This window comes from Arthrobacter sp. zg-Y1171 (genome assembly GCF_025244845.1).
Lineage (GTDB): Bacteria > Actinomycetota > Actinomycetes > Actinomycetales > Micrococcaceae > Arthrobacter_B.
On the sequence record NZ_CP104264.1, the window covers coordinates 581987 to 606480 of the forward strand.

The 24494-nt window shown below is 65.5% G+C and carries 19 protein-coding genes and 1 pseudogene; 7 read left to right on the plus strand and 13 right to left on the minus strand.

Annotated features, from left to right (window positions below):
- Positions 1 to 171 precede the first annotated feature (171 nt).
- From N2L00_RS02815 to N2L00_RS02835, 6 genes and pseudogenes are all read right to left on the minus strand, one after another.
- The gene (locus tag N2L00_RS02815) at positions 172 to 2079 is read right to left on the minus strand and encodes a BCCT family transporter (protein ID WP_255766713.1); all 1908 of its coding nucleotides are present in this window, start codon (positions 2077 to 2079) and stop codon (positions 172 to 174) included.
- A 344-nt stretch (positions 2080 to 2423) separates the two neighbouring features.
- A complete protein-coding gene (locus N2L00_RS02820; RefSeq protein WP_255766714.1) occupies positions 2424 to 3008 on the minus strand; it encodes a hypothetical protein in 585 nt (194 codons plus the stop codon).
- A complete protein-coding gene (locus N2L00_RS02825; protein WP_255863783.1) occupies positions 3005 to 4882 on the minus strand; it encodes an alpha/beta hydrolase in 1878 nt (625 codons plus the stop codon). Before N2L00_RS02825 ends, N2L00_RS02820 begins: the two co-directional genes overlap by 4 nt.
- Entirely contained in the window at positions 4867 to 5568 is a 702-nt protein-coding gene (locus N2L00_RS02830; RefSeq protein ID WP_255863784.1) for a hypothetical protein, read from the minus strand. The genes N2L00_RS02825 and N2L00_RS02830 overlap by 16 nt, the downstream gene beginning before the upstream one ends.
- Before the next feature lie 351 nt (positions 5569 to 5919).
- Positions 5920 to 6324 (minus strand): annotated as a pseudogene (locus tag N2L00_RS16205) (DUF6507 family protein); the annotation flags it as partial.
- 51 nt (positions 6325 to 6375) lie between these two features.
- Positions 6376 to 7506 carry a VIT1/CCC1 family protein gene (locus tag N2L00_RS02835; protein WP_255766717.1) on the minus strand — a complete coding sequence of 377 codons (1131 nt, stop codon included), beginning with the start codon at positions 7504 to 7506 and terminating at the stop codon, positions 6376 to 6378.
- Positions 7507 to 7837: 331 nt separating this feature from the next.
- Between N2L00_RS02835 and N2L00_RS02840 the strand changes: the two genes are divergently transcribed.
- Complete coding sequence (locus tag N2L00_RS02840) at positions 7838 to 9655, plus strand: long-chain-fatty-acid--CoA ligase (RefSeq protein ID WP_255863785.1); 1818 nt, start codon at positions 7838 to 7840, stop codon at positions 9653 to 9655.
- 16 nt (positions 9656 to 9671) lie between these two features.
- A complete protein-coding gene (locus tag N2L00_RS02845) occupies positions 9672 to 10838 on the plus strand; it encodes an AI-2E family transporter (RefSeq protein WP_255766719.1) in 1167 nt (388 codons plus the stop codon).
- A 7-nt stretch (positions 10839 to 10845) separates the two neighbouring features.
- On the opposite strand, the gene N2L00_RS02850 is transcribed toward N2L00_RS02845, so the two are convergent.
- Positions 10846 to 12378 (minus strand): sodium:solute symporter, encoded by a 1533-nt coding sequence (locus N2L00_RS02850; RefSeq protein ID WP_255766720.1) that lies wholly within the window; start codon positions 12376 to 12378, stop codon positions 10846 to 10848.
- A gap of 150 nt (positions 12379 to 12528) precedes the next feature.
- Between N2L00_RS02850 and N2L00_RS02855 the strand changes: the two genes are divergently transcribed.
- On the plus strand, positions 12529 to 13104 hold the full coding sequence (locus tag N2L00_RS02855) for a helix-turn-helix domain-containing protein (RefSeq protein WP_255766721.1): 576 nt from the start codon (positions 12529 to 12531) through the stop codon (positions 13102 to 13104).
- A 25-nt stretch (positions 13105 to 13129) separates the two neighbouring features.
- On the opposite strand, the gene N2L00_RS02860 is transcribed toward N2L00_RS02855, so the two are convergent.
- A complete protein-coding gene (locus tag N2L00_RS02860) occupies positions 13130 to 14827 on the minus strand; it encodes an FAD-dependent monooxygenase (protein WP_255863786.1) in 1698 nt (565 codons plus the stop codon).
- A gap of 122 nt (positions 14828 to 14949) precedes the next feature.
- Between N2L00_RS02860 and speB the strand changes: the two genes are divergently transcribed.
- From speB to N2L00_RS02880, 4 genes are all read left to right on the plus strand, one after another.
- A complete protein-coding gene (gene speB / locus N2L00_RS02865; RefSeq protein WP_255766723.1) occupies positions 14950 to 15918 on the plus strand; it encodes an agmatinase in 969 nt (322 codons plus the stop codon).
- Positions 15915 to 17597: a thiamine pyrophosphate-binding protein gene (locus N2L00_RS02870; protein ID WP_255863787.1), complete on the plus strand. Its 1683-nt coding sequence runs from the start codon at positions 15915 to 15917 to the stop codon at positions 17595 to 17597. The genes speB and N2L00_RS02870 overlap by 4 nt, the downstream gene beginning before the upstream one ends.
- Positions 17598 to 17716: 119 nt before the next feature.
- Complete coding sequence (locus N2L00_RS02875; protein ID WP_255863788.1) at positions 17717 to 18229, plus strand: MarR family winged helix-turn-helix transcriptional regulator; 513 nt, start codon at positions 17717 to 17719, stop codon at positions 18227 to 18229.
- Entirely contained in the window at positions 18226 to 19935 is a 1710-nt protein-coding gene (locus N2L00_RS02880) for an MDR family MFS transporter (RefSeq protein ID WP_308219761.1), read from the plus strand. Before N2L00_RS02875 ends, N2L00_RS02880 begins: the two co-directional genes overlap by 4 nt.
- Before the next feature lie 4 nt (positions 19936 to 19939).
- On the opposite strand, the gene N2L00_RS02885 is transcribed toward N2L00_RS02880, so the two are convergent.
- The 5 genes from N2L00_RS02885 to N2L00_RS02905 all read right to left on the minus strand — a co-directional run bounded on the left by N2L00_RS02885 (position 19940) and on the right by N2L00_RS02905 (position 24433).
- Positions 19940 to 21145, minus strand: coding sequence for an NAD(P)/FAD-dependent oxidoreductase (locus N2L00_RS02885; protein ID WP_255863789.1), 1206 nt, complete (start codon positions 21143 to 21145; stop codon positions 19940 to 19942).
- Entirely contained in the window at positions 21135 to 21866 is a 732-nt protein-coding gene (locus N2L00_RS02890; RefSeq protein ID WP_255863790.1) for a class I SAM-dependent methyltransferase, read from the minus strand. The genes N2L00_RS02885 and N2L00_RS02890 overlap by 11 nt, the downstream gene beginning before the upstream one ends.
- Positions 21863 to 23077: a type III polyketide synthase gene (locus N2L00_RS02895; protein WP_255863791.1), complete on the minus strand. Its 1215-nt coding sequence runs from the start codon at positions 23075 to 23077 to the stop codon at positions 21863 to 21865. Before N2L00_RS02895 ends, N2L00_RS02890 begins: the two co-directional genes overlap by 4 nt.
- Positions 23078 to 23172: 95 nt before the next feature.
- Positions 23173 to 23952 (minus strand): cytochrome c oxidase assembly protein, encoded by a 780-nt coding sequence (locus N2L00_RS02900; RefSeq protein ID WP_255766729.1) that lies wholly within the window; start codon positions 23950 to 23952, stop codon positions 23173 to 23175.
- Entirely contained in the window at positions 23945 to 24433 is a 489-nt protein-coding gene (locus N2L00_RS02905) for a DUF2243 domain-containing protein (protein WP_255863792.1), read from the minus strand. Before N2L00_RS02905 ends, N2L00_RS02900 begins: the two co-directional genes overlap by 8 nt.
- Positions 24434 to 24494 lie beyond the last annotated feature (61 nt).

Sequence of the window (24494 nt, forward strand, 5' to 3'; positions counted from 1 at the left end):
CAAATCCACCCGTTGGGGGTCCGGTTTCGACGGCGTCTATTGTGCGGTGCCGTGTTGTGGTTTAGCACCCTGTGGACCCGGGATGAGGTTGGACTGATGGGAAATATACGCGAAGGTCCCCGCACTGATTATGTGCGGGGACCTTCGCGTATTGCTTAGCGACCGGGGCAGCTACTTGCGTTCCGGGGCGGTGGTTGCCGACACTGCCGCGTCCGGGCCGTCGTCGTGCTCGGTGGTGTGCAGGTCGAAGGAGGAGCCGTGTTCGTCCACGCCGGCCTGGATGGCCCGGTCCACCACGGAAACGGCAAGCCGGCGCCGCAGTGAGAGCGGGTCCTTGGCCAGGTCCTTGGCCAGGGCGATGGTCATCAGCAGCATAACCACGGCGAAGGGCAGCGCGGCCACAATGGTGATCCGTTGCAGGCCGTCCAGCGCCGCGGCAGGGTCGTCGCCGCCTGCCAGCAGCATCACTGCCCCCACGGCGCCGGTAAGGACGCCCCAGAAGATAACGACACCGCGGGACGGGTGCTCGGCCCCGTTGGAGCTCAACGACGCCATGATGATGGAAGCCGAATCCGCTCCGGTGACGAAGAAGATGGCCACCAGGACCATGGCGAGGATACCCACCGCAGTGGCCAGGAGGTTCGGCATGGGGAGGGCTGCAATCAGGTCGAACAGCGAGCCGTCGAAATCAATGGTGGGTTCACCGTCCACCATTGTGGTGAGTCCCGGTGTGCCGTTGGCTGCCGCTTCCTGCTGCGTTCCGATCGCGGCGCCGCCGAAGATGGAGAACCAGGCCACGCTGACAACGAAGGGAACCACCAGCACGCCGGTGACGAACTGGCGGATGGTGCGGCCGCGGCTGATGCGGGCAATGAACATACCGACGAACGGCGTCCAGGACAGCCACCAGGCCCAGTAGAAGATGGTCCAGCTGGAGAGCCAGGCGCGCATGGATTCATCGCCGGACACCTCGGTGCGGGAGGCCATCTGCGCCAGGTTGGTGGCGTAGTCACCGATCGCTGCCGGAATGACGTTGAGGATGAACAGGGTCGGCCCCACAACAAAAACGATGGCGGCCAGCACCAGCGCGAGGACCATGTTGATGTTGGACAGCCACTGGATGCCGCGGGAAATGCCGGAAACCGCGGACGCCACGAAGCAACCGGTGAGGATCGCGACGATCGCGACCAGGACGGTTGTTCCGGCGGTCCCGAGGAACCCGACCGACTGCAGGCCGCTGCCGATCTGCAGGGCGCCGAGGCCCAGCGAAGCCGCGGTGCCGAAGAGGGTAGCGAAGATGGCGAAGATGTTCAGCACCTTGCCCAGCGGGCCTTCTACCCGCTTCACGCCGAAGAGTGAGGTGAAGGCCGACGAAATCAGCTGACGGCGGCCGAGACGGTAGGTGCCGTATGCCATGGCAATGCCGACGACGGCGTACATGGCCCACGGGTGCAGGCCCCAGTGGAACAGGGACGTGCCCATGGCGGTCTGCAGGGCCTCGGGGGTCTGGCCGTCAACGGTGCCGGGGGGAGGGGAGATGTAGTAGAACAGGGGCTCGGCCGCGCCGTAGAACATCAGGCCGATGCCCATGCCGGCGGCGAACATCATGGAGATCCAGGAGATCGTCTTGAACTGCGGTTCCTCGCCGTCCTGGCCCAGGGGAATCTTGCCGTAGCGTCCCACAGCCAGCCAGATCACGTAGACCACGAGGAACGAGGCAAGGAGCACAAAGAACCAGCCTGCGTTAGTGATAACCCAGTCCAGTGCCGTCGAGGAGACAGCGGACAGGCTGTCTGTCCCGAAGAAGCCCCACGCGATGAACGCCAGCGCAAGGGCACCGGTGATGGCGAAGATCACCTTGTCGAGCTTCGCAGGCACGCCGCGGCTGAGCGCCGCTTCCTGCTCGCGCTGTCCCTCGATCAACTGCTGGACGAGTTCGTGTTCCTGCTCCACGATGGGCATCGACGAAGTGGAGGGATCCTCCGGGGCAACGGAGGAGTGGGTGGTGGCGGGAACCGGGGCGACGGGATTCGCCGCGTGCCTCCCGGCGTCGCGCGGTGGACCTTCTGTGGTAGCCATAGGCCTTCCTTATGTCAGCATGTCAGCGCAAAAGGGCCCGAGCCCCTCGTTGGGGGACCCGGGCAGGCAGAATGGCAGCCACTCTTTATTTGAGCGTGTGACGGACGGTACGCCGTCCCTCCGGAATCGATAAAGTAACGCTGCCTAGCCTCTGCGTCCCTTTACATAATTCGCAAGTGTTAGTTCCAGACTCGCGGCCTGCGGCGCACCAAGTCAAATTGGACAGCACCCTATAAGGAGCCGTACGGGACGGCTGTGCCTTAGGCCACGGGCGCCTGGTAAACCAGGATGTTTCCCTCTGGGTCGCCATGGACCCACCGGCCGCCGTGGAGCTGGTCGTCTTCCTAGGTGGTCCGGAATTCCATCTCGGGATCGTAGGAACATGGTCCTTCATAAGTCAGGCTGCTGAGATGATTCCCGGCTTGGTAAACCAATTTGCTTCCCTCCTCATCCTGAAGGGTAACCATGATGTAGTACCCCGATCCCACGGACTTAGGCACTGGGGAATCGTAGCGGTTGGTTTCGGTGAATCCCTGCTGTTCGAAGTGCGAGACGTACTTCTCCATGGCGGCTTCCGGGTCTTCCACTGCGGGGCCCATGATCATCGTTCTGTAACGGTAGGAGCGCTTCTCGCCGCTTCCGGGCTTCAGCCTCGTGCAGGTGTATGCAACATACCCGCTTGTTTTCGTACCGTCCCAGGCGGACCGTGCATCATTGGAATAGGTCCACTGTCCACCGTGGACCTTGGTGGTTTCGTCGCTCAGCTCCAGCATCCTGGCGAGCAGCTCCGAGGCAGGCCTGGACTGATCCACGGCTTCGCTGTTTTCACTTTTCATGGTGTCCTCTGAATCGAACGGGGTGGCGCAGCCGGCCACCGTTAGGGCTAGGGCAAGGGCGATCGAGCCAACCGCCAGGGTCAGCCGGTTCATCGTCTGCCAAAACTGTGCGGGTAATAAGGCATCTCAGACCGTCTCTCTTCAAAGGCTCTCGAAGTATCCGCTAATTCTTCCTCGCGCTGTAGGACCTCATCACCGTTTCCGGTTGTAATCTTGGCGACGGAATCCAGGCTCTGTGTTCCATTGTCCAGATACCCATGTTCATCGTAGGTGTGCAGGGGATTCCATTTGTCACCGTCCTCCCCGATGGCGGAGTGCCCGAGGGTCTGCTTGAGCTCCCGCTCTGCGTCCCCTTCCGAACTGAATTCATGTGACCCGAAACCGTCCCCCAATGGGTTGGTGCGCCGCGAGAGGACGTTGCCGGTCCAGGCAACCTGGTCCTGGGATGCTTGGGTGGCGAAGAGTGCCGGTTGTCCCTCGGGCCCGTCTTTAATGCGCATGTCCGCCAGGGCCGTGTTGTCCAGGCCAGCGGAGCCATAAAACGCCACGGAGTCCACGTCAAAATCGATCCCGGTCAGGCCGTGGGCGGTGGTCGTGGTGCCGTAGGAGTGCGCTGCCACCGAAACGTAGGTGTCGCGGCCGTCGCTGGCAGCGTTGAAGCCGTTCAGTGATGAGGCGAGGCGCTCACCTCCGTCCAGGGCATGTTCGTTGCCCAAGACTTCGGTGGAGGGCGGCATGCCTGGTGTGTGGTAACCGATCCAGGCAACTACCGCCGGCTCGCCGCCGCCGAGCTTCAGTTGGGCATCGTAGATGTTCTGTGATCCCTCGGCCCAATTGTCCATGGACCCGGCAGTCGTTCCCATCCCTGGGACATTCCATGTGACGTTGTCAGCAGTATCCATATTTCCGATAGCCAGGGCGGCCAGCGGCGGGTGCGTGGGATCAAAGGAAATGAGTCCGCGGACGGTTGTGTCGTCACGACCCGCATCGACGGCCGCTTTTATTTCCTTGAGGACATCCCGCTGTGCATCCGGAAGCGGCTTCTGGGCCAGCGCCAGGTCCAGCGCCACGTTGTTCGCAGCGGTTCGGTCTGAGTAAGGAATGCCCTCCAGGTTGCCTACGAGGGACGGCACCTTCTGGCTGATGACAGCGCGTTGCTCCGGGGTGAGCTTTTCCCAGGCTTCCTTGTTTTTCCGGGGATCCGATCCGAGAGCCGGCGGCGAGAGCGCAGCCTCCGGGTTACGGGCCAGGAACTGTTCCATCTGGTCGGGCCTGAGCCCGGCCAAGAGCGCAAGATACTGCTGCATGGCTACACTCGGGTCACCGATGGAGTTCTGCACCCGGTTGTAGGCCTGGGTGGCATCCTGGATAGCCCATTCGTTCAGGGCTTCCTTGCTGATTGGCGGAACATCAGCAGTAGGGCGGACCAAGGCCCTATGTGCCCGGTTACACTCCTCCTCCGCCTTTTGCAGTTCGGCCGCCAGCTGGTCCGCTTCCCTCTGGAGCATGAACTGATCTATGAAAGCGTCCGCGGAGTCCATGACGGACCCGATTTTGCTGACAGCCTCTCCGAGGAAGCCGAATTCTCCGATTCCATCGATGATTTCGGCTTCGCGCTTGTCTTGCGCTTGGGCAGTTGCGATTTTGGCCTTGAGTTCAGCGCGTTTTGCCTTGATTGCGGTGATCTCTTCTGCGAAGACCTCCAACGCCTGTTTTGAGGAGCGCACCGCAAGCAGGATCTCCTCGCCGTTGTCACGTGGTTTGTCCATCGCCGTGTGCACGAGGCTCGCCTCCGGGGCGCGGTAGAAGGAATCGACGGTCTGCCACTTGGCCTGGGCGTCGTCCAAGGTGTCAGCCATGCGTTCAACGCGTCTGTCCAGCCTGGCGGCAGCAGCCAGCAGCGCCGCCTCGTTGGGCAGATTATCGGTACCACTCAGATCAACATTGATGCTCACGTCAAACCCCACCTTCCGCGGGTCTTGTTGGGCTCCGCGTCGGACGGTGCCTGGTCAGCCAGGAGGATCGCGTCGACTACTGGAATGCCGTTGATTTCCCGCGGCACGGGGGTGGGTTCGGGTGTGACGCCGGCGCCCCCAAAGTCGCCGGGTGCTGTATCCGGCATCGGCTCGAAGTGGATGACTTCCGGCAGCGGCATCGGCTTGATATCGATGATCTCGGGCATCGGCATTGGTTCGAAGTGGATGACTTCCGGCATCCACGGCTCGGCATGGATGACGTCGGGCCTTGGCTCGAACGGGATGACTTCCGGCATCCACGGCTCGGCATGGATGACGTCGGGCATCTTCGTGATCTCCTGCGGCAGTTCGACGGGAAGGCGCTCGAAGCCCGGACGCGAAGGGTCGGCCCAGAATCCGGGGTCTATTCCGGGCCACATAGCGCCGCGGCCCGGGTCGCCCGGGTAGTAGGGCGCCGGCTCGGCGATGTGTCCACCGGGGATGGCCTCCGGGAGGGGCGCCGGCAGCGGGTGGAGTATGTTTCCACCCGGGTTGCCCGGGTAGTAGGGGGCAGGCTCGGCGATGTGTCCACCCGGGTTGGCCTCCGGGAGGGGCGCCGGCAGCGGATGGAGTACGTTTCCTGGACCCGGCAGCCATGGCAGGTTTCGGACGGGACCGGGCAGGGGATGCTCTGGCATGCGGGGTGGGTTGCCGATGTAGTCGGGCGGGGTGGGGTGTTCATCTCCCGGGGATTTCGGTCCGCAGCAGTCACACCCGGGTTCACAGCAGTCAGCCGGCGCATCCGCTGCCGGGCCCGGCGTGGGTGCCGGTTCCGGGGCTGGCGCCGGGGCAGGGGCAATCGGAGCGGGCGCAACGGGGGCAGGAGCTACCGGCATGCGCACACTCGGTGACGGGGCCGGCGCTGGTGCTGGCACGGGAGCGGGTGCAGGAGCGGGAGCAGGTGCCGGTGCGGGAGTCACGCTGGGTGCCAACTTGCCGCGGGAGATTGCAGCGGCTCCTGCGCCGATGGCAAGCGGCGCGATGCTCGCTGCCGCTTGCTGCGCATTCGCCACCATCTCCTCGTCGCCCTGAACGTATGCGTTCAGGGCCCGCCGGGTTGCCAGGACGGCATTATCGCTCCGGGTGATTACCGTCTTGGCGCCCGGCATCACCGTCTCTGCAGCGAACGTCGAGAACCCAGCGATTGCCCCACTTTTGCCGAGCGCGGTTTCAACGCCGTCGATCCGGTCTTGAAGATCGAGGAAAAGACTCTCGTTCTGCAACAGGATGGACTCGGTGTCCGTGATTATCCTGCCTACTGCTGCAGCGTCTATGTCATAGGCGCCCATTTTCTCCCCCTTGTACAGGCCCCGGACCGCAGTATGAATGCTGCAGTCGCGAGGCGGCGGGAGAGCCGCACTATGACAGTTCCCCCTGAATGTCAGGAAGAACATAACCCGCCGGAGGGAATCCGTACATGGGGAGAACTGCCCATGTTGCGTGTCCTAGAGGGCGGTCGTCCCGAAAACCAGGCCCAGCAGATAGGTGGCGCCTGCGGCACCCAGCCCGATCGCCAGCTGCCGCAGCGCCCGCTTCAGGGGCGAGGCGCCGGAGAGCAGGCCGACGACGGCGCCGGTCATCAGCAGCGCCAGGCCCACCAGGACGCAGGAGAGGACGACGGCGGTCATTCCGGTGAGACCAAACAGGTAGGGGAGCACCGGAATCACCGCGCCGGATGCGAAGAAGCAGAAGCTTGAGGCGGCAGCGCCCAAGCCCGTCCCTACGGACTCGTGCTCATCGTGTTTTTCAGCGTCGTCCGCTTCGGGGTTGAGGGAGAAACTCGGATCGCAGTCGCAGCTGTAGAGGCCCATCCGTTCTGCCGCACGGTGCTCGGCTGCGTCCTTGGTCATCCCGCGTGCGCGGTAAACCAGCACCAGCTCGTTGGCATCGATGTCCAGTGACTTCGCAGCCGAAAGCGTGATCTGGGTGGGCCGGGAGGCATCCAGGAGTTCACGCTGGGACCGGACCGAGACATACTCTCCCGCGCCCATGGACAACGCCCCCGCAAGCAGGCCGGCCAGACCGCTGATGAGGATGAACGTACTGGACACCCCGGTGGCGCCGATTCCCATGATGAGGGCAAGGTTGCTGACCAGGCCGTCATTGGCGCCGAAAACTGCTGCCCGGAAGTTCCCCGACAACCGGGTCCGTCCCCGAGTGGCCAGCCCGCGGATCACTTCCTCATGAATCTGTTCATCCGCGGCCATGGCGCTGGTGGCGTTGGGATCCTTGGCATAGGGGGAGCGGCCCTCGGCGCGCTGTGCCAGGGCCAGCACGAACACCGAGCCGAAACGGCGGGCCAGCAGGCCGAGGGCCCGGTTGCGGAAGGAAGCACGGGCCCTGCGCCCGGCGTCGTCGCCCAGCAGCGTGCGCCAGTGTTCTTCATGGCGGCCCTCAGCCTCGGCGAGTGCCAGGAGGATGTCGCGTTCCTCACCGTCGCGGCGTTCAGCCAGATACCGGTAGGTCGCTGCTTCGGCCTGCTCATCGGCCAGGTACTGCCGCCATCGCTTTTTGTCGGCGTTGGAAGGAACGCTGGATTCGCTGAATGCGGGCTCCGGCGAGGAATGGGAATTCACGGTGCTCCTGACAGGGACCGGAACGGGGGGATCCGGTCAGTTTAAAGTAAAAGGCAACTCTTCTGACCGAAGGTCTCGCTCGCCCGCGGCCGGATGCCGGCGGGTGGACTGCCGGGACGCCGCGGCGTCCAGTATGTCGACAGGCCTCGGCGGAAAATGAACCAGCTGGAATGAACCAGAAGGCCCCACCGGAGCTACTCCCCTTCGCGTGTCCAAGTGTAGTCGAATCCACCGGCTGTACCGGTCGGAACTCCGCGATACGCCCGACCCCGGTTTTGTCCCTAAGCACCCTGACTTTTTGTCCGTGACGGGCAGGCGCTAGAGTCAGATTGTGAGCAAAAACTTCCCTCTTACGGATCCTGCCCGCCCCTGGACCCGCCACTACAGCGAGGGAGTCCTGGAAGGCTTCAGCCTCCCGGATGAGTCCCTCGTTGACGTGGTGGAGAGCTCGGTCCGCAAATACCGATCCAAGACCGCCCTGCAGTTCTTCGGTGCCACCACTTCCTACGAGGAACTGGGGGACCAGATCCGTCGTGCGGCGACGGGCCTGATGAAACTCGGCGTGCGCAAGGGCGACCGGGTGGCGCTTGTGCTGCCCAACTCGCCGCAGCACGTGGTGGCGTTCTACGCGGTCCTCCGCTTGGGAGCCGTGGTGGTGGAACACAACCCCCTCTATACGGACCGGGAGCTGCGCCACCAGTTCGAGGATCACGGCGCCACCGTGGCCGTGGTGTGGGACAAGGTTGTGGAGAACGTCCAGAAGCTGCCGGCGGATATTCCGGTGCGCAGCATTGTTTCGGTCGACCTGATCCCGGCCATGCCGCTGATCAACCGGCTGGCGTTGAAGCTCCCCGTTCCCGCCCTGCGCGAGGCACGGGCCGCCCTTTCCCCGTCCAAGCGTCCGCCCCGTGGGCCGCGGCGAGTGGTGAGGTGGAATGAGCTGCTGGACAACCGCCCGCTGCGCAAACGCCATCCGCGTCCGGAGCCGTCGGACCTGGCAGCGATCCAGTACACCAGCGGAACCACCGCAGATCCCAAGGGTGCGATGCTGACGCACGCCAACCTCGTGGCCAACGCGGCACAGGGACGCGCCTGGGTTCCCGGGTTGAAGCCCGGCAATGAAACCTTCTACGCCGTCCTGCCCATGTTCCATGCCTACGGGCTGACCCTGTGCCTCACCACCGCCATGAGCCTGGGGGCCCGGGTGGTGCTGTTCCCCAAGTTCGACGTCGACATGACGCTCAAGGCCATGAAAAAGACCCCGGCCACCTTCCTCCCGGCCGTACCGCCGATTTACGAGCGGCTGGCCGCGGGAGCCAAGGAACAGAACATTTCGCTCAAGGGCGTCCGGTCCGCCATTTCCGGTGCCATGAACCTCCCGCCTCGAACGGTAGAAATCTGGGAAGAAGCCACCGGCGGACTCCTGATCGAAGGCTACGGCCTGACCGAAACGTCTCCCATCGCGCTGGGCAACCCCTTTGCCAAGTCGCGGAAACCGGGAACAGTCGGTGTCCCCTTCCCCCTGACCGACATCCGGGTTGTGGATCCCGAGCATCCTACTGTCGACGTTCCCCAGGGCCAGCGGGGCGAACTGCTGATCAAGGGCCCCCAGGTCTTTGCCGGCTACTGGAACAAGCCGCGGGAAACCGAAGCGGTACTGCTCGACGGCGGCTGGTTCCGTACCGGGGACATTGTCACCGTGGACGAGGACCACTTTGTGACCATCGTGGACCGGATCAAGGAGCTGATCATTACCGGCGGCTTCAACGTCTCACCCTCGGAAGTGGAAGACGCCCTGAAGCGCCACGAATCCGTCGACGACGTCGCCGTCGTCGGCCTGCTCCGCTCCGGCGGCGGGGAGGACGTTGTGGCGGCCGTGGTGCGGAAGGCAGGCGCCCGGTTTAGTGCCGAGGAGCTGCGGACCTTCGTGCGCAAGGAGCTGGCCGCCTACAAGGTGCCGCGACGGATCGTTGAGATCCAGGAGCTTCCGAAGTCCATGATCGGCAAAGTCCTTCGCAGGCACGTCCGCGACAGCCTGCAGGACGGCAGCGTCGTTTCCGCCAGCGCAGATTCCGCCACCGCAGATTCCGCCACCGCCAACGGCACCGCAGAAACGAATTCCCCCACCGATCTCCAGAACAAGCCCTGACCAGGAAGTAGCGAACATGAGCGCATCAAGCCCCAACAGGGTTGAACGGGATACCCAGCCGGATCACACCAGGCCCGGACGGTACTGGAGCGGCCCCCTCGGCCACGCCGGGCAGCGCTCCGCCCAGATCCTGTTGATCCTGCTTTTGGTTTCGGTGACGGTTTACGGGTTGCTGCAGGTCACGCTGGTGGTGATTCCGGTGCTGCTGGCGCTGATTCTGGGCGCGGCGATCGCTCCGTTCGTGAACTGGCTCCGCCGCAAGGGATGGCCCAGCGCGCTGGCGACAGGCCTGTCGTTCCTCTTGCTGCTCGGCATTTTCGGCGGGCTGGTGACCGGGATTGTGTTCGCTATCCGCAGCGAATGGAGCGACCTGGTGGACCAGGCTGTTGCAGGCTTCGACCAGCTCTACGACTTTGTCCTTAACGGCCCGCTTCCGATCGACCAGGAGATGCTCGCCAACGGGCGGGACGCGGTGATCGATTTTGCTACCAGCAGCACGGTAAGCAGCGGCGCCATTGCGGGTATCTCCGCGGCCACGACTTTTGCCACCGGGTTCCTGCTGATGGCCGTGGTGCTGTTCTACTTCCTCAAGGACGGTGACCGCATCTGGGCATTCTTCCTGCGGATGTTCCCGGAGGGTGACCGCCGGGACAAGGCCCGGCTCTCCGGCTTCCGGGTGATGGAGGTCCTCGGCGGGTACATCCGCGGCACCGCCATTGTGGCCCTGGTCGATTCGGTGTGCATTGGCGCGGCGCTGTTCATCCTGCAGGTTCCGCTGGCCCTGCCCCTGACCGTGATTGTCTTTGTCGGCTCGTTCATCCCGCTGGTCGGCGCCACCGCAGCCGGTGTCTTCGCAGCCCTGATCGCGCTGGTGGCCAATGGACCGGTTGTTGCCCTGATCGTCGTCGTGGTGATCATTGCGGTGAACCAGCTGGAGGGCAACTTCCTGCAACCGGTGGTGATGGGCAAGTCATTGAGCATCCACGCCCTGGTGATCCTGCTCGCCCTGACCGCAGGAACCATCCTGGCGGGCATTATCGGCGCCATCCTGGCCGTCCCGATCGCGGCAGTGGGCTGGGCCGTGATCAAGGTCTGGACCGGCGAAGACGACGGCGAGGATCTCGACGCGAAGGAGATCCCGGATCCGGAGGAGCAGCCGGAAATGGAATCCATGGAAAAGTAGCCGCGGCTTAGACGGCTGGCACTTCTTCCGCCTCGGCGGTGGAGGTGCCGGCCACCCGCTTGTCCCAGGCGGCACGGACCTCGGGGTCCGTGGGCCGGGAGAGCAGCGAAACCACGCAGTAGGCAACGGCCGACGCAGCGAGCCCGAAGTAGATCGGTTCATTGGCGTACACGCCGTCGTACGGGGCAGCCCCCCGGATCTCAAGATAGATCATGGTTCCCAGGGTCACCACGGTTCCGACAGCCATGGACACGGCGGCACCCAGTCCGGTGCCGCGCTTCCACACCAGTCCGCCCAGGATGCTGACCAGCAGTCCACCCACCAGAATGTCGTACGCAATCGTCAGTGCAGCGACCACGTCCTGGACCACTATGGCCACGATGATCGCGACGACGCCCAGCCCGAGTACCCAGTAGCGGTTGGAGGCGATGTCTTCGCCGGCGTCGTCCCCGGTCTCCGGGTTGGTGGCGGTGCTCCGGGCGGTGGAACTGTCGGAACCCCGGCGGAACCATCCGCGGACGAAGGGGACGACGTCGGTCCGCGCGACGGTGGCCGCAGCAATCAGCGCCCCCGAGGCCGTGGACATCATGGCGGCAACCGCAGCGGCCAGGACGAGTCCGCCGAGGCCGACGGGCAGCAGGTTCATGGCGACATCGGCGTAGACGTCATCCTGGGACTCCACCGCGGAAAGAGCGACGCTGGCGCCCATGCCGATCAGTGCCCCTGCCACGCCGTAGAGGATGCAGTAGATCCCGGCCGCGGTGCCGCCCCAGCGGGCCACAAGCGGGGTGCGTGCCGTGAAGACCCGCTGCCAGATATCCTGGCCGATCAGGAGGCCCAGCGTGTAGACCACGAAATAGGTAATAATGCTCTGAGCGCCGATACCGGTGATGCTGAAGAATTCCGCTCCCGCCCGCTCCCGGATGCCGTCAAGGCCCCCGGCGGCGGAGAGCGTAAAGGGCAGCATCAGGGCGAAGACGCCGATGGTCTTGATGACGAACTGCGCCATGTCGGCGAGCGTGATGGACCACATTCCGCCGATGGTGGAGTAGACGAGGACGACGGCGCCGCCCACCGCAATGGCGAGCCACCGCTCAAAGCCGAAGAGGACCACGAAAATGGTGGCATAGGCGCCGGTGGAGGTGGCGCAGAGCATCAGCGTGTAGGCCAGCATCACGATCGAGGAGACCTTCGTGGATTCGGTCCCGTAACGCAGGGACAGCATCTGCGACACCGTGTAGATCCGCAGCTTCTGCAAGGTGGAGGCGAAGAGCAGGCTGAGGAGCAGGACTCCGGTGCCGATGGCGACCACCAGCCACATGCCGGAGATGCCGTACTTGTAACCAAGCCCCACCCCGCCGACCGTGGAGGCGCCGCCGAGGACGACGGCGGCCATGGTGCCGGTGTAAAAGAGCGGCCCCAGCCGGCGGCCGGCCACCAGATAGTCGCTCACGTTCTTCGTGCGGGACTTGCCCCACCATCCGAAACCCAACATTGCCAGCAGGTAAAGGACCACGATGGTCCCGTTGATGTATTCCATTGCAGTCCTCGAGCTAGGAAACCGGCGTCGAATTGCCTGGCAGGCAACAAGTGTTTACTGAAGTTAGTGTGCTTTCAGTCACGCCGTCAATTTAGCCGCCCCGCAATACCATCGCATTACGTGTATGTTTCCCTCGGTATGCTCATAAGCATGAAGGCCTTGCCCGTAGAACCGACCAACGCTCCGGTGGCGATTGGGGTGCGGATCCGCTCCGCACGCCAGGCCCGGCATTTGACCATTGAGCAGGTGGCTGAAGCCACCGGCCTCACCAAGGGTTTCCTCAGCCGGGTGGAGCGGGACCTGACTTCTCCGTCAGTGGCGTCCCTGCTGACCCTGTGCCAGGTGCTTTCCATTTCCATCGGCGACCTCTTTGCCGCACCGGAAACCAATGTGACGCGCCTGGCGGATGCCCCACGTATCAGCCTGGGCGGCGAGGGAATCGTGGAACGGCTGGTCACAGCCCGGACGGAACGGCGCGTCCAAATGGTCCGCTCCGTGATTGCCCCCGGCGGGTCCGGAGAAGCGGATCTTTATTCGGTGGACTGCGAAGTGGAGGTGCTGCACGTTGCCAAGGGCAGCTTCGAACTCATCCTGGGCAACGAGCGGATCGAACTTATGACCGGTGACACGGTCACCTTCCCCGGCCGGGAGCCGCACTCATGGCACAACCCGTCCGACGAGGAAACGATTGTGCTCTGGACCCTCGTCAGCCCGGGCGGCGCCTAGGCCGCGGAGCCAGGCGCAGCGGTGCCTAGGCTGACAGGGTTTCGCCGGCCGCAGGCTCGGCCACGGATTCACCGGTCAAGCGCTGCAGGTACTCCACCGCGCCGGTGATGTCCCGGCCGGAGGACCGGTAGCCGACATAGCCGTCGGGGCGGATGACCAGCAGTTCAGGCCGGCGCGAGCTCAGGCCCAGGCGGTGGAAGGCCAGGCCGCTGACGTCCTTGATGATGCCGGGAGAATTCGCAATGAGGCTGCTGCCGACGGTCAGCTGCTGGATATTCAGCAGTCCGGCCAGTTGGGGCAGTGCCGCCCGGAGCTGGTGCGGTGCGTCCTGCGGCCAGCCGGGTCCGCTGAGGAGGATGGAGAAGCCGGGCGTGGCCACGAGATCCTGCAGGCGCCGTTCCCGGTCCTGGTGGATGACGTCGGCGTCGGGCAGGCGGTCGCCGGGGCGGACGCCGCGGGCCAGGAGCGCCGGCCGGCGGGAATCTCCGGCGTCGACCATGCTGCTGCCGCGGTAGTTGATGTTCAACTGGGCCATCGTCCGGAAGAGCCGCGAGCGGAGCCCGTCCCAGCCCATGGCCTTCGGGGCCAGCGCGGGCAGGAGCTTGGTGCGGGGCAGCTTCTTGAGGCCGTTGCGGCTGGTGGCGAGCTTGAAGATCCGGTCCGTCGTGGACATGACTTCCTGGCCCACGGGCCGGCGCTCGGCGTGATAGCTGTCAATCAGTTCATCGCTGGCGAGCCCGCGGGCGCCGAGGGCGAGTTTCCAGCCCAGGTTCAGTGCATCCTGGATGCCGGTATTCATACCCTGGGCGGCAACGGGGGAGTGGACGTGGGCGGCGTCACCGGCCAGGAACACCGAACCCTGCTGGAAGTACTCGGCCATCTGGTGCGAAAGGCGGAAGGTGCTGATCCACTTCGGATCCCGCACATGCAGGGCGCCATGCGTAAAGGTATCGGCCAGCTCCTGCATTGTTTCAAGGGTGGCAGGGCGATGCGGCGGCTTGATTGCGATCATCCGCCATGTGGCGGATCCGCCGAGCGGGAACAGGAAGAGGAACCCGTCCTCGGTGGGGTAGGAATGCACTGCATCCTGTTCCGCGCCGTCAATTTCGACGTCGGCCAGGATGAAGGTGTCCGGGTAGGCTCCGCCGCGCCAGTCCATGCCTGCCTTGGCGCGGACCGTGCTCCCGGCACCGTCGGCGCCAACCACGTAACGGGCACGGATGCGCTCGATGCCGCGGTCCATCCGCTGGATCTTGGCTTCCATGCCGGCAAACGGGTCCTCGGGGTCCAGGCGTTCCAGGTCCTGGAGCTCCGCGCCGCGCTCAATGCGTACCCGGCGGGAAAGCAGGTGCTGGGTCAGGATGCGCTCGGTTTCCGTCTGGGGCAGGAACAGCAACTGCTGGAACGCTGAATCCTCCAGCCCCGTGTCGAACAGGTCCACTTCCAGCGTTTCCTCCGGCAGGTGGAGGTGCAGTTCGCGGGCGGGGCGTCCGGCGGCAACCAGCTCGCCGCTGACGCCGAAGGGCCGCAGTGCTTCCAAGGTGCGCGGCTGGATGGCAATGGCCCGCGATTCGGTTCCCGGGGCCTGGCGCCGGTCAATGATGCGGAAACTGGCGCCGAAAGCGGCCAGCTGGGCGGCCAGTGCAAGGCCCGTAGGCCCGGCGCCCACAATCAGGACATCGACGTCGTAGTTAGGGTCTTCGCTGTTATCGTGAGCCGCCATGTCCTCAGCCTAGTCTTGACCCCAACCGCAGTTCCACTTTAGCTTTTGGGTAAACTTTTGGTTACCCTCAGGTAACCCAGCACACCGGGCGACGACGCCCATCCCGGAACCGGAGACTACCTATGGACAACCTTCCCCGTGTGAACGCGAACGGCCGCATCGGACCCGTGGACGCGGCGCAGGTCCCGCGCTATGCAGGGGCTGCCACCTTCGCCCGGCTGCCCCGCCTGGACCAGGTGGAGCAGGCCGAGGTCGCGGTGGTGGGAGTGCCCTTCGACAGCGGGGTTTCCTACCGGCCCGGCGCCCGGTTCGGCGGCAACCATGTCCGCGAGGCCAGCCGGCTGCTGCGTCCGTATAACCCGGCCCTGGATGCCTCCCCGTTCGAAAACCTGCAGGTGGCCGATGCCGGCGATATGGCCGTGAACCCCTTCAATATCAATGAAGCCATCGAGACGGTCCAGCAGAACGCCCTGGACCTCACGGAGCATGGCACCAAGCTCTTGACCCTGGGCGGAGACCACACCATCGCCCTGCCGCTGCTGCGCGCCGCCGCTGAGCGTGCCGGTTCTCCGGTGGCCATGCTGCACTTCGACGCACACCTGGACACCTGGGACACCTATTTCGGCGCCGAGTACACGCACGGCACCCCGTTCCGCCGCGCCGTCGAGGAAGGCATCCTGGACACCGAGGCCATTTCCCATGTGGGCACCCGAGGGCCGCTGTACGGCAAGAAGGACCTTGAGGATGACCGCCGCTTCGGCTTCGGCATCCTGACCTCCTCCGATGTCTACCGCCAGGGCGTGGATGAGGTTGTGGCAAAGCTGCGGGACCGGATCGGCAACCGTCCGTTGTATGTATCAGTGGACATCGACGTCCTGGACCCGGCCCACGCCCCGGGGACCGGCACCCCCGAGGCCGGCGGCATCACCAGCCGCGAACTGCTGGAGATCCTGCGCGGGCTGCGCGGACTGAACCTGGTGGGCGCCGACGTCGTCGAAGTCGCCCCTGCCTACGACCATGCGGACATCACCGCCGTGGCCGCCTCACACGTGGCCTACGACCTGATCACCTTGATGGGACTGTCCGCATGAGCGCCGATTCCACTGTCCCGGGTCCAGGCGAGGCCGTCCCCGGAGCCGGACCCGTCCGCAACGGCGGCGACCTGGTGGTGGAAACCCTTGAAGCCCTCGGTGCCAGCAAGGTATTCGGGATCCCCGGCCAGCATGCCCTGGGACTGTTCGACGCCCTCTCCCGCTCGCGGCTGGAATTCATCTCTTCCCGGGTGGAAAACAACTCCGCATTTGCGGCCGACGGTTTCTCCCGGGCCACCGGACAGGTGGGGGTGCTGTTCCTGTCCACCGGTCCCGGCGCCCTGACCTCGCTGGCCGGGCTGCAGGAGGCCTATGCCACGGGAGTGCCGATGATCGTGGTGGCCAGCCAGATCCCCATTGACGGGCTCGGAGCCCGGCGCCGGGGAATGCTGCACCAACTCGATGACCAGAAGGCCTCCGCAGCCAACGTCACCAAGAGCCAGCGGCTGATCCAGCATGCATCCGGCATCCCGTCCGCCATCCAGGACGCCTGGACGGAAGCCATCTCCTCCCCGGCGGGGCCGGTATGGATCGAGATCCCGCAGAACGTGCTGCTCAACCCGGTCATGGTGCCTGCCGTGGAAGACGCGTTGGCGGAACCGTTTGACAACCCCCCGCGCAGTGAACTGGTCAAGGAAGCCGTGCGCTGGCTCTCCGACGCCCGCCGGCCCGCCGTCATCGCCGGCGGCGGAGTGCGCCGCAGCGGTGCCGAGGCTGCACTGCTTTCCATTGCCCAGAAGCTGCATGCCCCGGTGATCTGCACCCCCGGCGGCAACGGAGCCTTCCCCTGGAACCATCCGCTCTCCCTGCAGTCCTGGATGGAGGACCGGCATATGACGGAGGTGCTCGAGGACGCCGACGTACTGGTGGTCATCGGCTCCTCGCTCGGCGAAGTGACGTCCAATTACTTCACCATGGCACCCCGCGGCCGGATCATCCAGATCGACGCCGAACCCCGGGTCCTGGAGTCCAACCGGCCGGCGCTGGGTATCCGCGCCGACGCCCGGCAGGCCCTGGACTCGCTGGATGCCGCCCTTCCGGCCGCGGAACACGTTCCCGACTGGCACGGACAAAGCGCCGAGGAGCTGGTGGCCGGCGCCCTGGCCCGGGTGCAGGCCCGGCTGGATACCCAGGGCCTCGACCTGGAACGCCGCTTCATGGCGGACATCCGCGCCGCTGTCCCCGATGACATGCAGACCTACTGGGACATGACCATTTCCGCCTACTGGGCCTGGAGCTGCTGGGATGCGAAGTCCGGCCAGTTCCACTCCGCCCAGGGTGCCGGCGGATTGGGCTACGGCTACCCGGGCGCAATCGGCGGTGCTGTGGGCCTGGGGGAGCGGGTGCTTGCCGTGTCCGGCGACGGTTCGGCCATGTATTCCATTTCCGAACTGGCCACGGCCCGGCAGCATAACCTTCCCGTCACCTGGCTGATTGTCGACGACGGCGGCTACGGCATCCTGCGCGAATACATGGAGGATGCGTTCGGCAAGGCCACGGCTACGGAACTGGCACGCCCGGATTTCGTGAAGCTTGCGGAATCCTTCGGCGTTCCGGCCCGCCGCTGCGCTCCCGCGGACATCCGGACGGCCTTGGAAGAGGCCTTTGCCGGAGAAGGCCCCAACGTAGTTGTGGTTGAAGCGCGGATAGGACTCTTTGCTCCCACCCACCTGGCCTAGTCCTGCAGGCCGCCGGATCCGGGGAGCGGGGGGCCCGGTTAGTTAGTTGACCTAGGCAAATTTCCGCGTATAGTTGCCTAGGTCAACTATCAGTACCAACCTCCCGGAGACCCATCCCCATGCCCATGCAACAGGAAACGGCGGATGACCTGATCCGGAAGATCTTCGCCCTGCAACGTACGTTGCGGTGCGTGACCCAGCACAGCGCCGACATCGGCGGACCCGGCGTGGCGCTGCAGGGCGTCATGCGGATGATCGGCGAAGACGGCGAGCTGCGGGCGACCGAGCTTGCCGCAAAACTCGGTGTCGGCCCTGCCGGACTCAGCCGCCACGTCGCAGAACTGGAAGAACTCGGTTACGTCCGGCGTCGCCCGCATCCGCAGGACCGCCGCGCCTACCTGATCAGCCTGACCGAGCTGGGGGAGTCAGTCCTCCGCGAAGCACTCAAGGCCCGGGCCGTCCTGCTGCAGGAAGCCCTTGCCGCCTGGTCCGAGGACCAGGCGCAGCTCGCGTCCGACACCCTTGGAGCGCTCTCAGAAGCGCTCTTCACCTCCATCCGCCGAGCGCCCGGAGCCGCCGGGCCGACGCTGGAAACCCCCGTATCCGATCCGCAGGAGCTAACAACTAAGTGACCGATTCCAAGACCGCCCGGAAGAAACACGTCCCCGGTGACATGAGCCACCGACAGATCCTGCAGGCCCTTACCGGCCTGCTGGCCGCGCTGTTCACGGCAATGCTGAGCACCACCATCGTGGCCAATGCGCTGCCCACCATCATGGCCGACCTGCACGGAACGCAGACCGACTTCGCCTGGGTGGTCACGGCCGCCCTGCTGGCCAACGCCGTAAGCACCCCGATCTGGGGCAAGCTTGCGGACCTGTTCAACAAGAAGCTGCTGGTGCAGCTGAGCATCGTCATCTTCGTTGCGGGGTCCGTCCTCGCAGGCTTCTCCCATTCCATGGACCTGCTGTTGACCGCACGCGTCATCCAGGGCCTGGGCATGGGCGGCCTGACGGCACTGGCCCAGGCAATCATCGGTTCCATCATTCCGCCGCGGGAACGCGGCAGGTACTCCGGTTACATGGGCGCCGTGATGGCAGTGGCCACCGCCGGCGGCCCGCTGCTGGGCGGCTTCATCGTGGACAGCCCGCTCGGCTGGCGCTGGACCTTCTTCCTCTGTGTTCCGCTCGCCGTCGTCGCCCTCTTCCTGCTGCAGGTCACGCTGCACCTGCAGCATGTACGCCGTCCCGCCAAGATCGACTGGCTCGGCTCGATCCTGCTCACCGCAGGCGTCTCCCTGCTCCTGATCTGGGTCTCTTTCGCCGGCAAGCCCGACTACTACGAATGGTGGTCATGGGAAACGGCCGCCATGGTGGGCGGATCCGTCATCCTGCTGGCCCTGCTGGTGCTGGTGGAGTCCAAGGTCGCCGAGCCGATCATTCCGCTGAAGATCATCAGCCAGCGGACCACCGCCCTGGCCATCATCGCCTCGGTTGCGGTAGGTATCGCCATGTTCGGTTCCACCACGTTCCTGGGCCAGTACTTCCAGCTGGCACGCGGCTTCACGCCCACCGAGGCCGGATTGCTGATGCTGCCGATGATTGCCGGCAACCTCCTCGGGTCCGTAGGGTCCGGCATGCTGATCACCCGCTTCGGCAAGTGGAAGCGGTTCCTGATCATCGGCACGGTCCTGGTGATCCTCGGGACGGCGCTGGCCGGCTTCATCAACCATGAAACCGACATGATCCTCGTCAGCCTGTTCATCTTCGTCCTCGGTGTGGGCATGGGCCTGCTGATGCAGAACCTGGTGCTGGCCGTGCAGAACACGGTCAAGGTCACCGACGTCGGCTCCGCCAGCGCGTCCGTTGCCTTCTTCCGCACCGTGGGCGGCGCCATCGGCGTCTCGGTACTGGGCGCGGTCCTTTCCAGCTCCGTCAGCCGGCGAGTCACAGAGGAACTGGACAAGGCCGGCATGCCGACCGACGGCGGCGGCACCACCGCCACGCTGGACCTGGGTGGGCTCCCGCCAGAGGTCCAGATGTTCTTCCGGATCGCGTATGCGGAGGGCACGGCGGATATCTTCAAGATCGCCGCCGCGGTGGCTATCATCGCGCTGGTTGCGGTGCTGTTCATCAAGGAGAAGGCCCTGCGCCGGACCCTCGACATCAAGCCCACCTCCTCCAACCCGGTCGAACCGGGCCTGGCCGGCGGTGCGGAGATGCTGCACACCGGTGCCATGTCCGCCGTCGAACCGGCTACCGTGCCGGATGCCGGCAGCCGGGAGTCCGCACCGCGGACCGCCGACGGCACGGAAAAGGCCGGCACCACCGCGCCGTAAGCACCTACTGCATGGTGAAACGCCGTGCAACGGCCCCGCCCAGCGCCGGGACCTGGAACATCCGTTCCAGCCCGGCGTTGCGCAGGGCCATCACCCCCGCAGGCAGCGGCCGGCCCAGCACCATGTTCATCTGTGCCTGGGCGGAGGCGACGACGGCGTCCCGGCGGCGCCGTCGTTCGAACTCCCGCAGTTCCCTGCCCACCGGTTTACCCTGCAGGGATGCCGCGATGATCGGCGCAACGGCAGCGGCGTCCAGCCAGCCCAGATTCATCCCCTGTCCGCCGATCGGGCTGATCTGGTGTGCCGCGTCCCCGATCAGGACCGTGCGTCCGGAAACCAACCGGCGCGCCCGGCCGATCTGTACGCCGAAAGCACTCAGCATGGAGTTTCCGGCCACCTCCAGGCGGTGCCCGGTCCGCTGCCGCACCAGCTCCGCGAGACCGGAGGCGGTGGGATCCTGCTGCAGTGCGTCGGTATGGACCACCCAGCGGCGCAGGCCGCCGGGCAGTGGAAAAGACTCCACGATCCCGTCCGGCTCGAGATACAGCACGGCCAGCGTCCCGTCACCGGTGCCGTCCGGGAAGTCGCCCATCAGATAGGTGTCCGGCAGTTCGCGCGAAGCCCAGCCGCTGCCCAGTGCGGACCGGACCGGTGACCGGGCGCCGTCGGCCGCCACGAGGAGGCACGCCTGGGTGGTGAAGGGTTCTTCACCGTGGATCCCGTGCACCCGGACGGCGGCGCCGTTGTCACTGAAGGTCTCAACCAGGGCGCCGCGGACCAGTGCTCCCGGGTCGAGGGCTCGGAGGCGTTCCTCCAGCAGCTGCTCGGTTCTCACCTGCGGCAGGGTCAGCACAAAGGGGTACCGGGCCGACGCCGCGGCGAAGTCCAGCCGGGCCACGGTCCGCCCGGCGCTGCGGGCTTCCCCCTGCGTGATCCGGATCCCTTCCCGCGTCATGGTGTCGGCGATGCCTGCCTGTGCCAGTGACGCCAGGGCCGGAGGATGCACCCCGATGGCCCGCGAATGCCTGCTGCGGTTCAGCCGTTGTTCCAATACTTGGACGGACACCCCCTCCTGGAGCAGCAGGACGGCCAGATACATGCCCACCGGCCCGCCGCCCACCACAACCACTTCGGAAGAGCGGCGGGGAACGCTCCGGGGAACGGACGAGGCGGCTTCTTCCGCGGCGAGGGACGGCAGGTCAACCCGCACGGTGGTCAGCTCCCCGGGAGTGCGGTGAATGAAGCAGCAGGTTCTGCCACGGCCGCTGCTGCAGGCTCTGCCAGCCCAGGGGCGTCACCTCGGCGATCTCCGCCGCGGTGAAACTGCGGCGGATGGAGGTCAGCCCGTCGGCCCGGATGAATGAGCCGGGGAAAAACGGCAAGGTTCCGAGGGAGAACAGGGCGTAGGCCCAGCGGCTGCGCTCAATGTCGCTGTGCAGGCAGAGCCTGCGGCCCAGCCGCCTCGAGTCCGCCAGCAGCGCCTGCAGTTCCGCCGGTGCCAGATGGTGGAGCATGTGGTTGGAAATCACGACGTCGTAGGAACGCCCTTCCGCAACCAGTTCACTGCTGTACGCCTGGCGGAAGGACAATCCCGGCAACGGCGGCAGCGCGGAGGCGAACGCGTGCGCCCTCGGATCCGGGTCGATGGCGGTGATTTCCACGGCCAACCCGTCCCTGCGCGCCCAGCGCGCAATACAGCGGGGAACGTCCCCTCCGCCGGAGCCGATGTCCAGCAGCGTGCCACCGCCTTTTGCCGCGAAGATCGGACGAAGGTACCGGACATAGTTGCGCCGCCACCCCGAGACCACCGCGTTGACCAGCCAGAACTGGGCGTAGGTTCGCTCGAGGCGCTGCAGATCGGCGTCGGGCCGGTCCATTTCCTCCACCGCGTCTACTGCCCGGGTGGCCAGGGAGGGAAAAACAGTGATCATACTGCGGCGGGGACCTCCGCCGGCACTGCCCCCGCCGGCTCTGCCAGTTCCGCAGACACCGCTGCCGAAGGCTGCACCGGTCCGCCGACCCGGGTGAACAATCCGGTCTCCACGGTGAGGCCCGGGCCGAAGGCCATGGAGCAGATCCGTTCGTTGCCGCCGCTGAAGGGCTGTTCGAGGATGTACTTGAGCACGAACAGTACGGTGGCGCTGCTCATGTTGCCCACGGTGCGCAGGGTCTCCCGGGCCGGCACCAGCTGCTGTTCGCTCAGTTCGAGTTTCGCCTCGACTTTATCCAGGATGCTGCGGCCGCCGGGATGGATGGCCCAGTGCCCGATCTCCCGGTAGGGCCGGGCGCTGACCGATGCGTCGTGCGCCAGCAGGGGTTCCAGGGCGCCGACAATGTGGTCGTCGATGATGTGCGGGACGTAGGTGCCCAGCACCATCTCGAAGCCTTCGTCGCCGATGTTCCAGGCCATGGCCTCCTCACCCACCGGGGTCAGGATGGTTTCGAAGTGGTCCAGCTGGATGGCCGGTCCCGAGTCCGGAAGGTCTTCGCGGGCGGTGATGATGGCCGCTGCTGCACCGTCGGCGAAGAGTGAGGACCCCATGATGGCGTCCGGGTCATTCGACGTGCGGACGTGCAGGGAGCACAGCTCCGCACTGACCACCAGCACCACGGCGTCGGGATCCGACTCGCAGAAGGATTTGGCGGCGCGCATGGCCGGGAAGGCTCCGTAGCAGCCCATAAAGCCCAGGTGGTAGCGCTGCACGGACGGATTCAACCCCAGCGCCCGGGTCACCTTGTAATCCGGGCCGGGGTTGAAGAAGCCCGTGCAGGACACGGTGACGACGTGGGTGATATCCGACGGGGCGATACCGGCACAGGCGTCCAGTGCCTTGGAGGCGGCTTCGATGAAGAGTTTCGTGGCCTCCACCGCGAAGATGTCATTCCTGGTCTTGGTGCTGGGCCGCAGCAGCAGGCCGCTGCGGGCATCGTAGAACTTGGGATTTTCCGAGGTGTCGGTGAGCGAGAGTTCCGCCAGCGCCGTACGGCGGGTGTCGATGGCCGCCGAATCGAAGCAGGTACGCACCAGCCGCTCACCCAGCCGGGTCAGGCCGGGCTGGGCTGCGAATGCGTCGCGGACTTCGGACTGCACCAGGACAGTGGGCGGGATCGCAGTTTCCAGGGACCTGAGGGTAACCGTCATAGTCCATTGTTAAGGGATGGTGATGCTCTGCACAATGGTTGGGGTTACTGAACGATCAGCCCCGGCTACTGGTTTCGCGGCTTGAGGAGTTCACGCTACTGAGGGTGGACGGCGGACGCGACCTTGCCGCGTGGCCGCGCTGACGCGTACCACTGGCGGCACAACAGCACGATCAGCACCAGTTCGAGGATTCCACCGCCGTAGTACATCACCAGCGCCCCGTGTTCCGCGGCCGTGGCAGGGATCCCGGGAGGCGGGTCGGCGTAGATGCCCTTGGCGAGGATATTGTGCGCAGCGATGGAAAGCACCAGGACGATTGCCCGCAGCCGATAACCGGCCCGGTGCGGGGAGGGATCCCGTCCCACGATGGAAGCCGTGAACAGGTAGCCGGCAGCCAGCAGGTGGAAGGTCACCAGCCAGTGCACCGGCATCGACTCCTGCATTGCCTGCAGCAGCCCGGTGCGGAACATCAGGATCATGCCGCCGGTGTTGAGCAGCGCGGCGGTGACCGGGAAGGACAGGAACCGGGCGAACCGGCTGCGCAGCACCCGGGAGAGCCGGCGGGCCGGAAAAACATCGAGGGTGCGTAGTGCCAGGGTGAACGGCCGGGAGAGCACCAGCAGCAGGGGCGAGAGCATCCCGGCCAGGAGATGCGAAAAGCTCAGTACAGCGAAATCCCGATGCGCCAGTTCCGCCAACGGGTTCAGGACCGTAACCAGCACGGCCGCCACACCCAGCGTGAAGAAAACCGTCCGGTACCAGGGCCAGCGGCCGGAGCGCGGCGAACGCGCGCCCGCCCAGTAGACAACCAGGGCAACTACGGCGGGAATGAAGAACAGCGACTCTACGGGAAAGCCGCTGCCGTGGTTATGCATCGGCTGAGGCTGTCGATTCCCGCGGGACGGCAGCGCGGGTGCGGTAGGTAAGGAACGCGCCGGCAATGATCAACAGCACTGCGATGACGTTCCAAACCGTGTCGTACACAAGCAGATCCACCTCGTAGCGAATCTGGTGAAGCCCCATGAGCTTGTGCTGCACCGTGCCGTCGTAGAGCTGGAACATGCCGGCACCCAGCAGGACGCCGCCGGTCCACCGCTGCAGGAGAGCCTCATGCCACCGGCGCAGATCGGCGAACAGGAAGAGGCCGGCTACAACGGCGAACCAGCCGAAGGCATGGAACAGCCCGTCCGAAAACAGCCCCGCAGACGTAGTGGAGCGGTCGTAGAAATGATGCCACTGCAGGAGCTGGTGGAAGATCACTTCGTCGACGAAGGCAGCCAGTCCGATCCCGAAAAGCAAGCCGGAAACCAGGTTGCGCCGCCGCGGAGAGCGGCGCTCGCGGAGGGGAGAACTCATGATTCGAACATAACACCGGCACGGCGCCGGCCGCAGGGGTGCGTGACATGCACGGCGTCTG

Excerpts from the sequence above, each read along its gene's own strand:
- N2L00_RS02815 (WP_255766713.1), bottom strand. The coding sequence starts at position 2,079 with ATGGCTACCACAGAAGGTCCACCGCGCGACGCCGGGAGGCACGCGGCG.
- N2L00_RS02820 (WP_255766714.1), bottom strand. The coding sequence starts at position 3,008 with ATGAACCGGCTGACCCTGGCGGTTGGCTCGATCGCCCTTGCCCTAGCC.
- N2L00_RS02830 (WP_255863784.1), bottom strand. The coding sequence starts at position 5,568 with ATGCCAGAGCATCCCCTGCCCGGTCCCGTCCGAAACCTGCCATGGCTG.
- N2L00_RS02845 (WP_255766719.1), top strand. The coding sequence starts at position 9,672 with ATGAGCGCATCAAGCCCCAACAGGGTTGAACGGGATACCCAGCCGGAT.
- N2L00_RS02850 (WP_255766720.1), bottom strand. The coding sequence starts at position 12,378 with ATGGAATACATCAACGGGACCATCGTGGTCCTTTACCTGCTGGCAATG.
- N2L00_RS02855 (WP_255766721.1), top strand. The coding sequence starts at position 12,529 with ATGAAGGCCTTGCCCGTAGAACCGACCAACGCTCCGGTGGCGATTGGG.
- N2L00_RS02860 (WP_255863786.1), bottom strand. The coding sequence starts at position 14,827 with ATGGCGGCTCACGATAACAGCGAAGACCCTAACTACGACGTCGATGTC.
- speB (WP_255766723.1), top strand. The coding sequence starts at position 14,950 with ATGGACAACCTTCCCCGTGTGAACGCGAACGGCCGCATCGGACCCGTG.
- N2L00_RS02870 (WP_255863787.1), top strand. The coding sequence starts at position 15,915 with ATGAGCGCCGATTCCACTGTCCCGGGTCCAGGCGAGGCCGTCCCCGGA.
- N2L00_RS02875 (WP_255863788.1), top strand. The coding sequence starts at position 17,717 with ATGCCCATGCAACAGGAAACGGCGGATGACCTGATCCGGAAGATCTTC.
- N2L00_RS02890 (WP_255863790.1), bottom strand. The coding sequence starts at position 21,866 with ATGATCACTGTTTTTCCCTCCCTGGCCACCCGGGCAGTAGACGCGGTG.
- N2L00_RS02895 (WP_255863791.1), bottom strand. The coding sequence starts at position 23,077 with ATGACGGTTACCCTCAGGTCCCTGGAAACTGCGATCCCGCCCACTGTC.
- N2L00_RS02900 (WP_255766729.1), bottom strand. The coding sequence starts at position 23,952 with ATGCATAACCACGGCAGCGGCTTTCCCGTAGAGTCGCTGTTCTTCATT.
- N2L00_RS02905 (WP_255863792.1), bottom strand. The coding sequence starts at position 24,433 with ATGAGTTCTCCCCTCCGCGAGCGCCGCTCTCCGCGGCGGCGCAACCTG.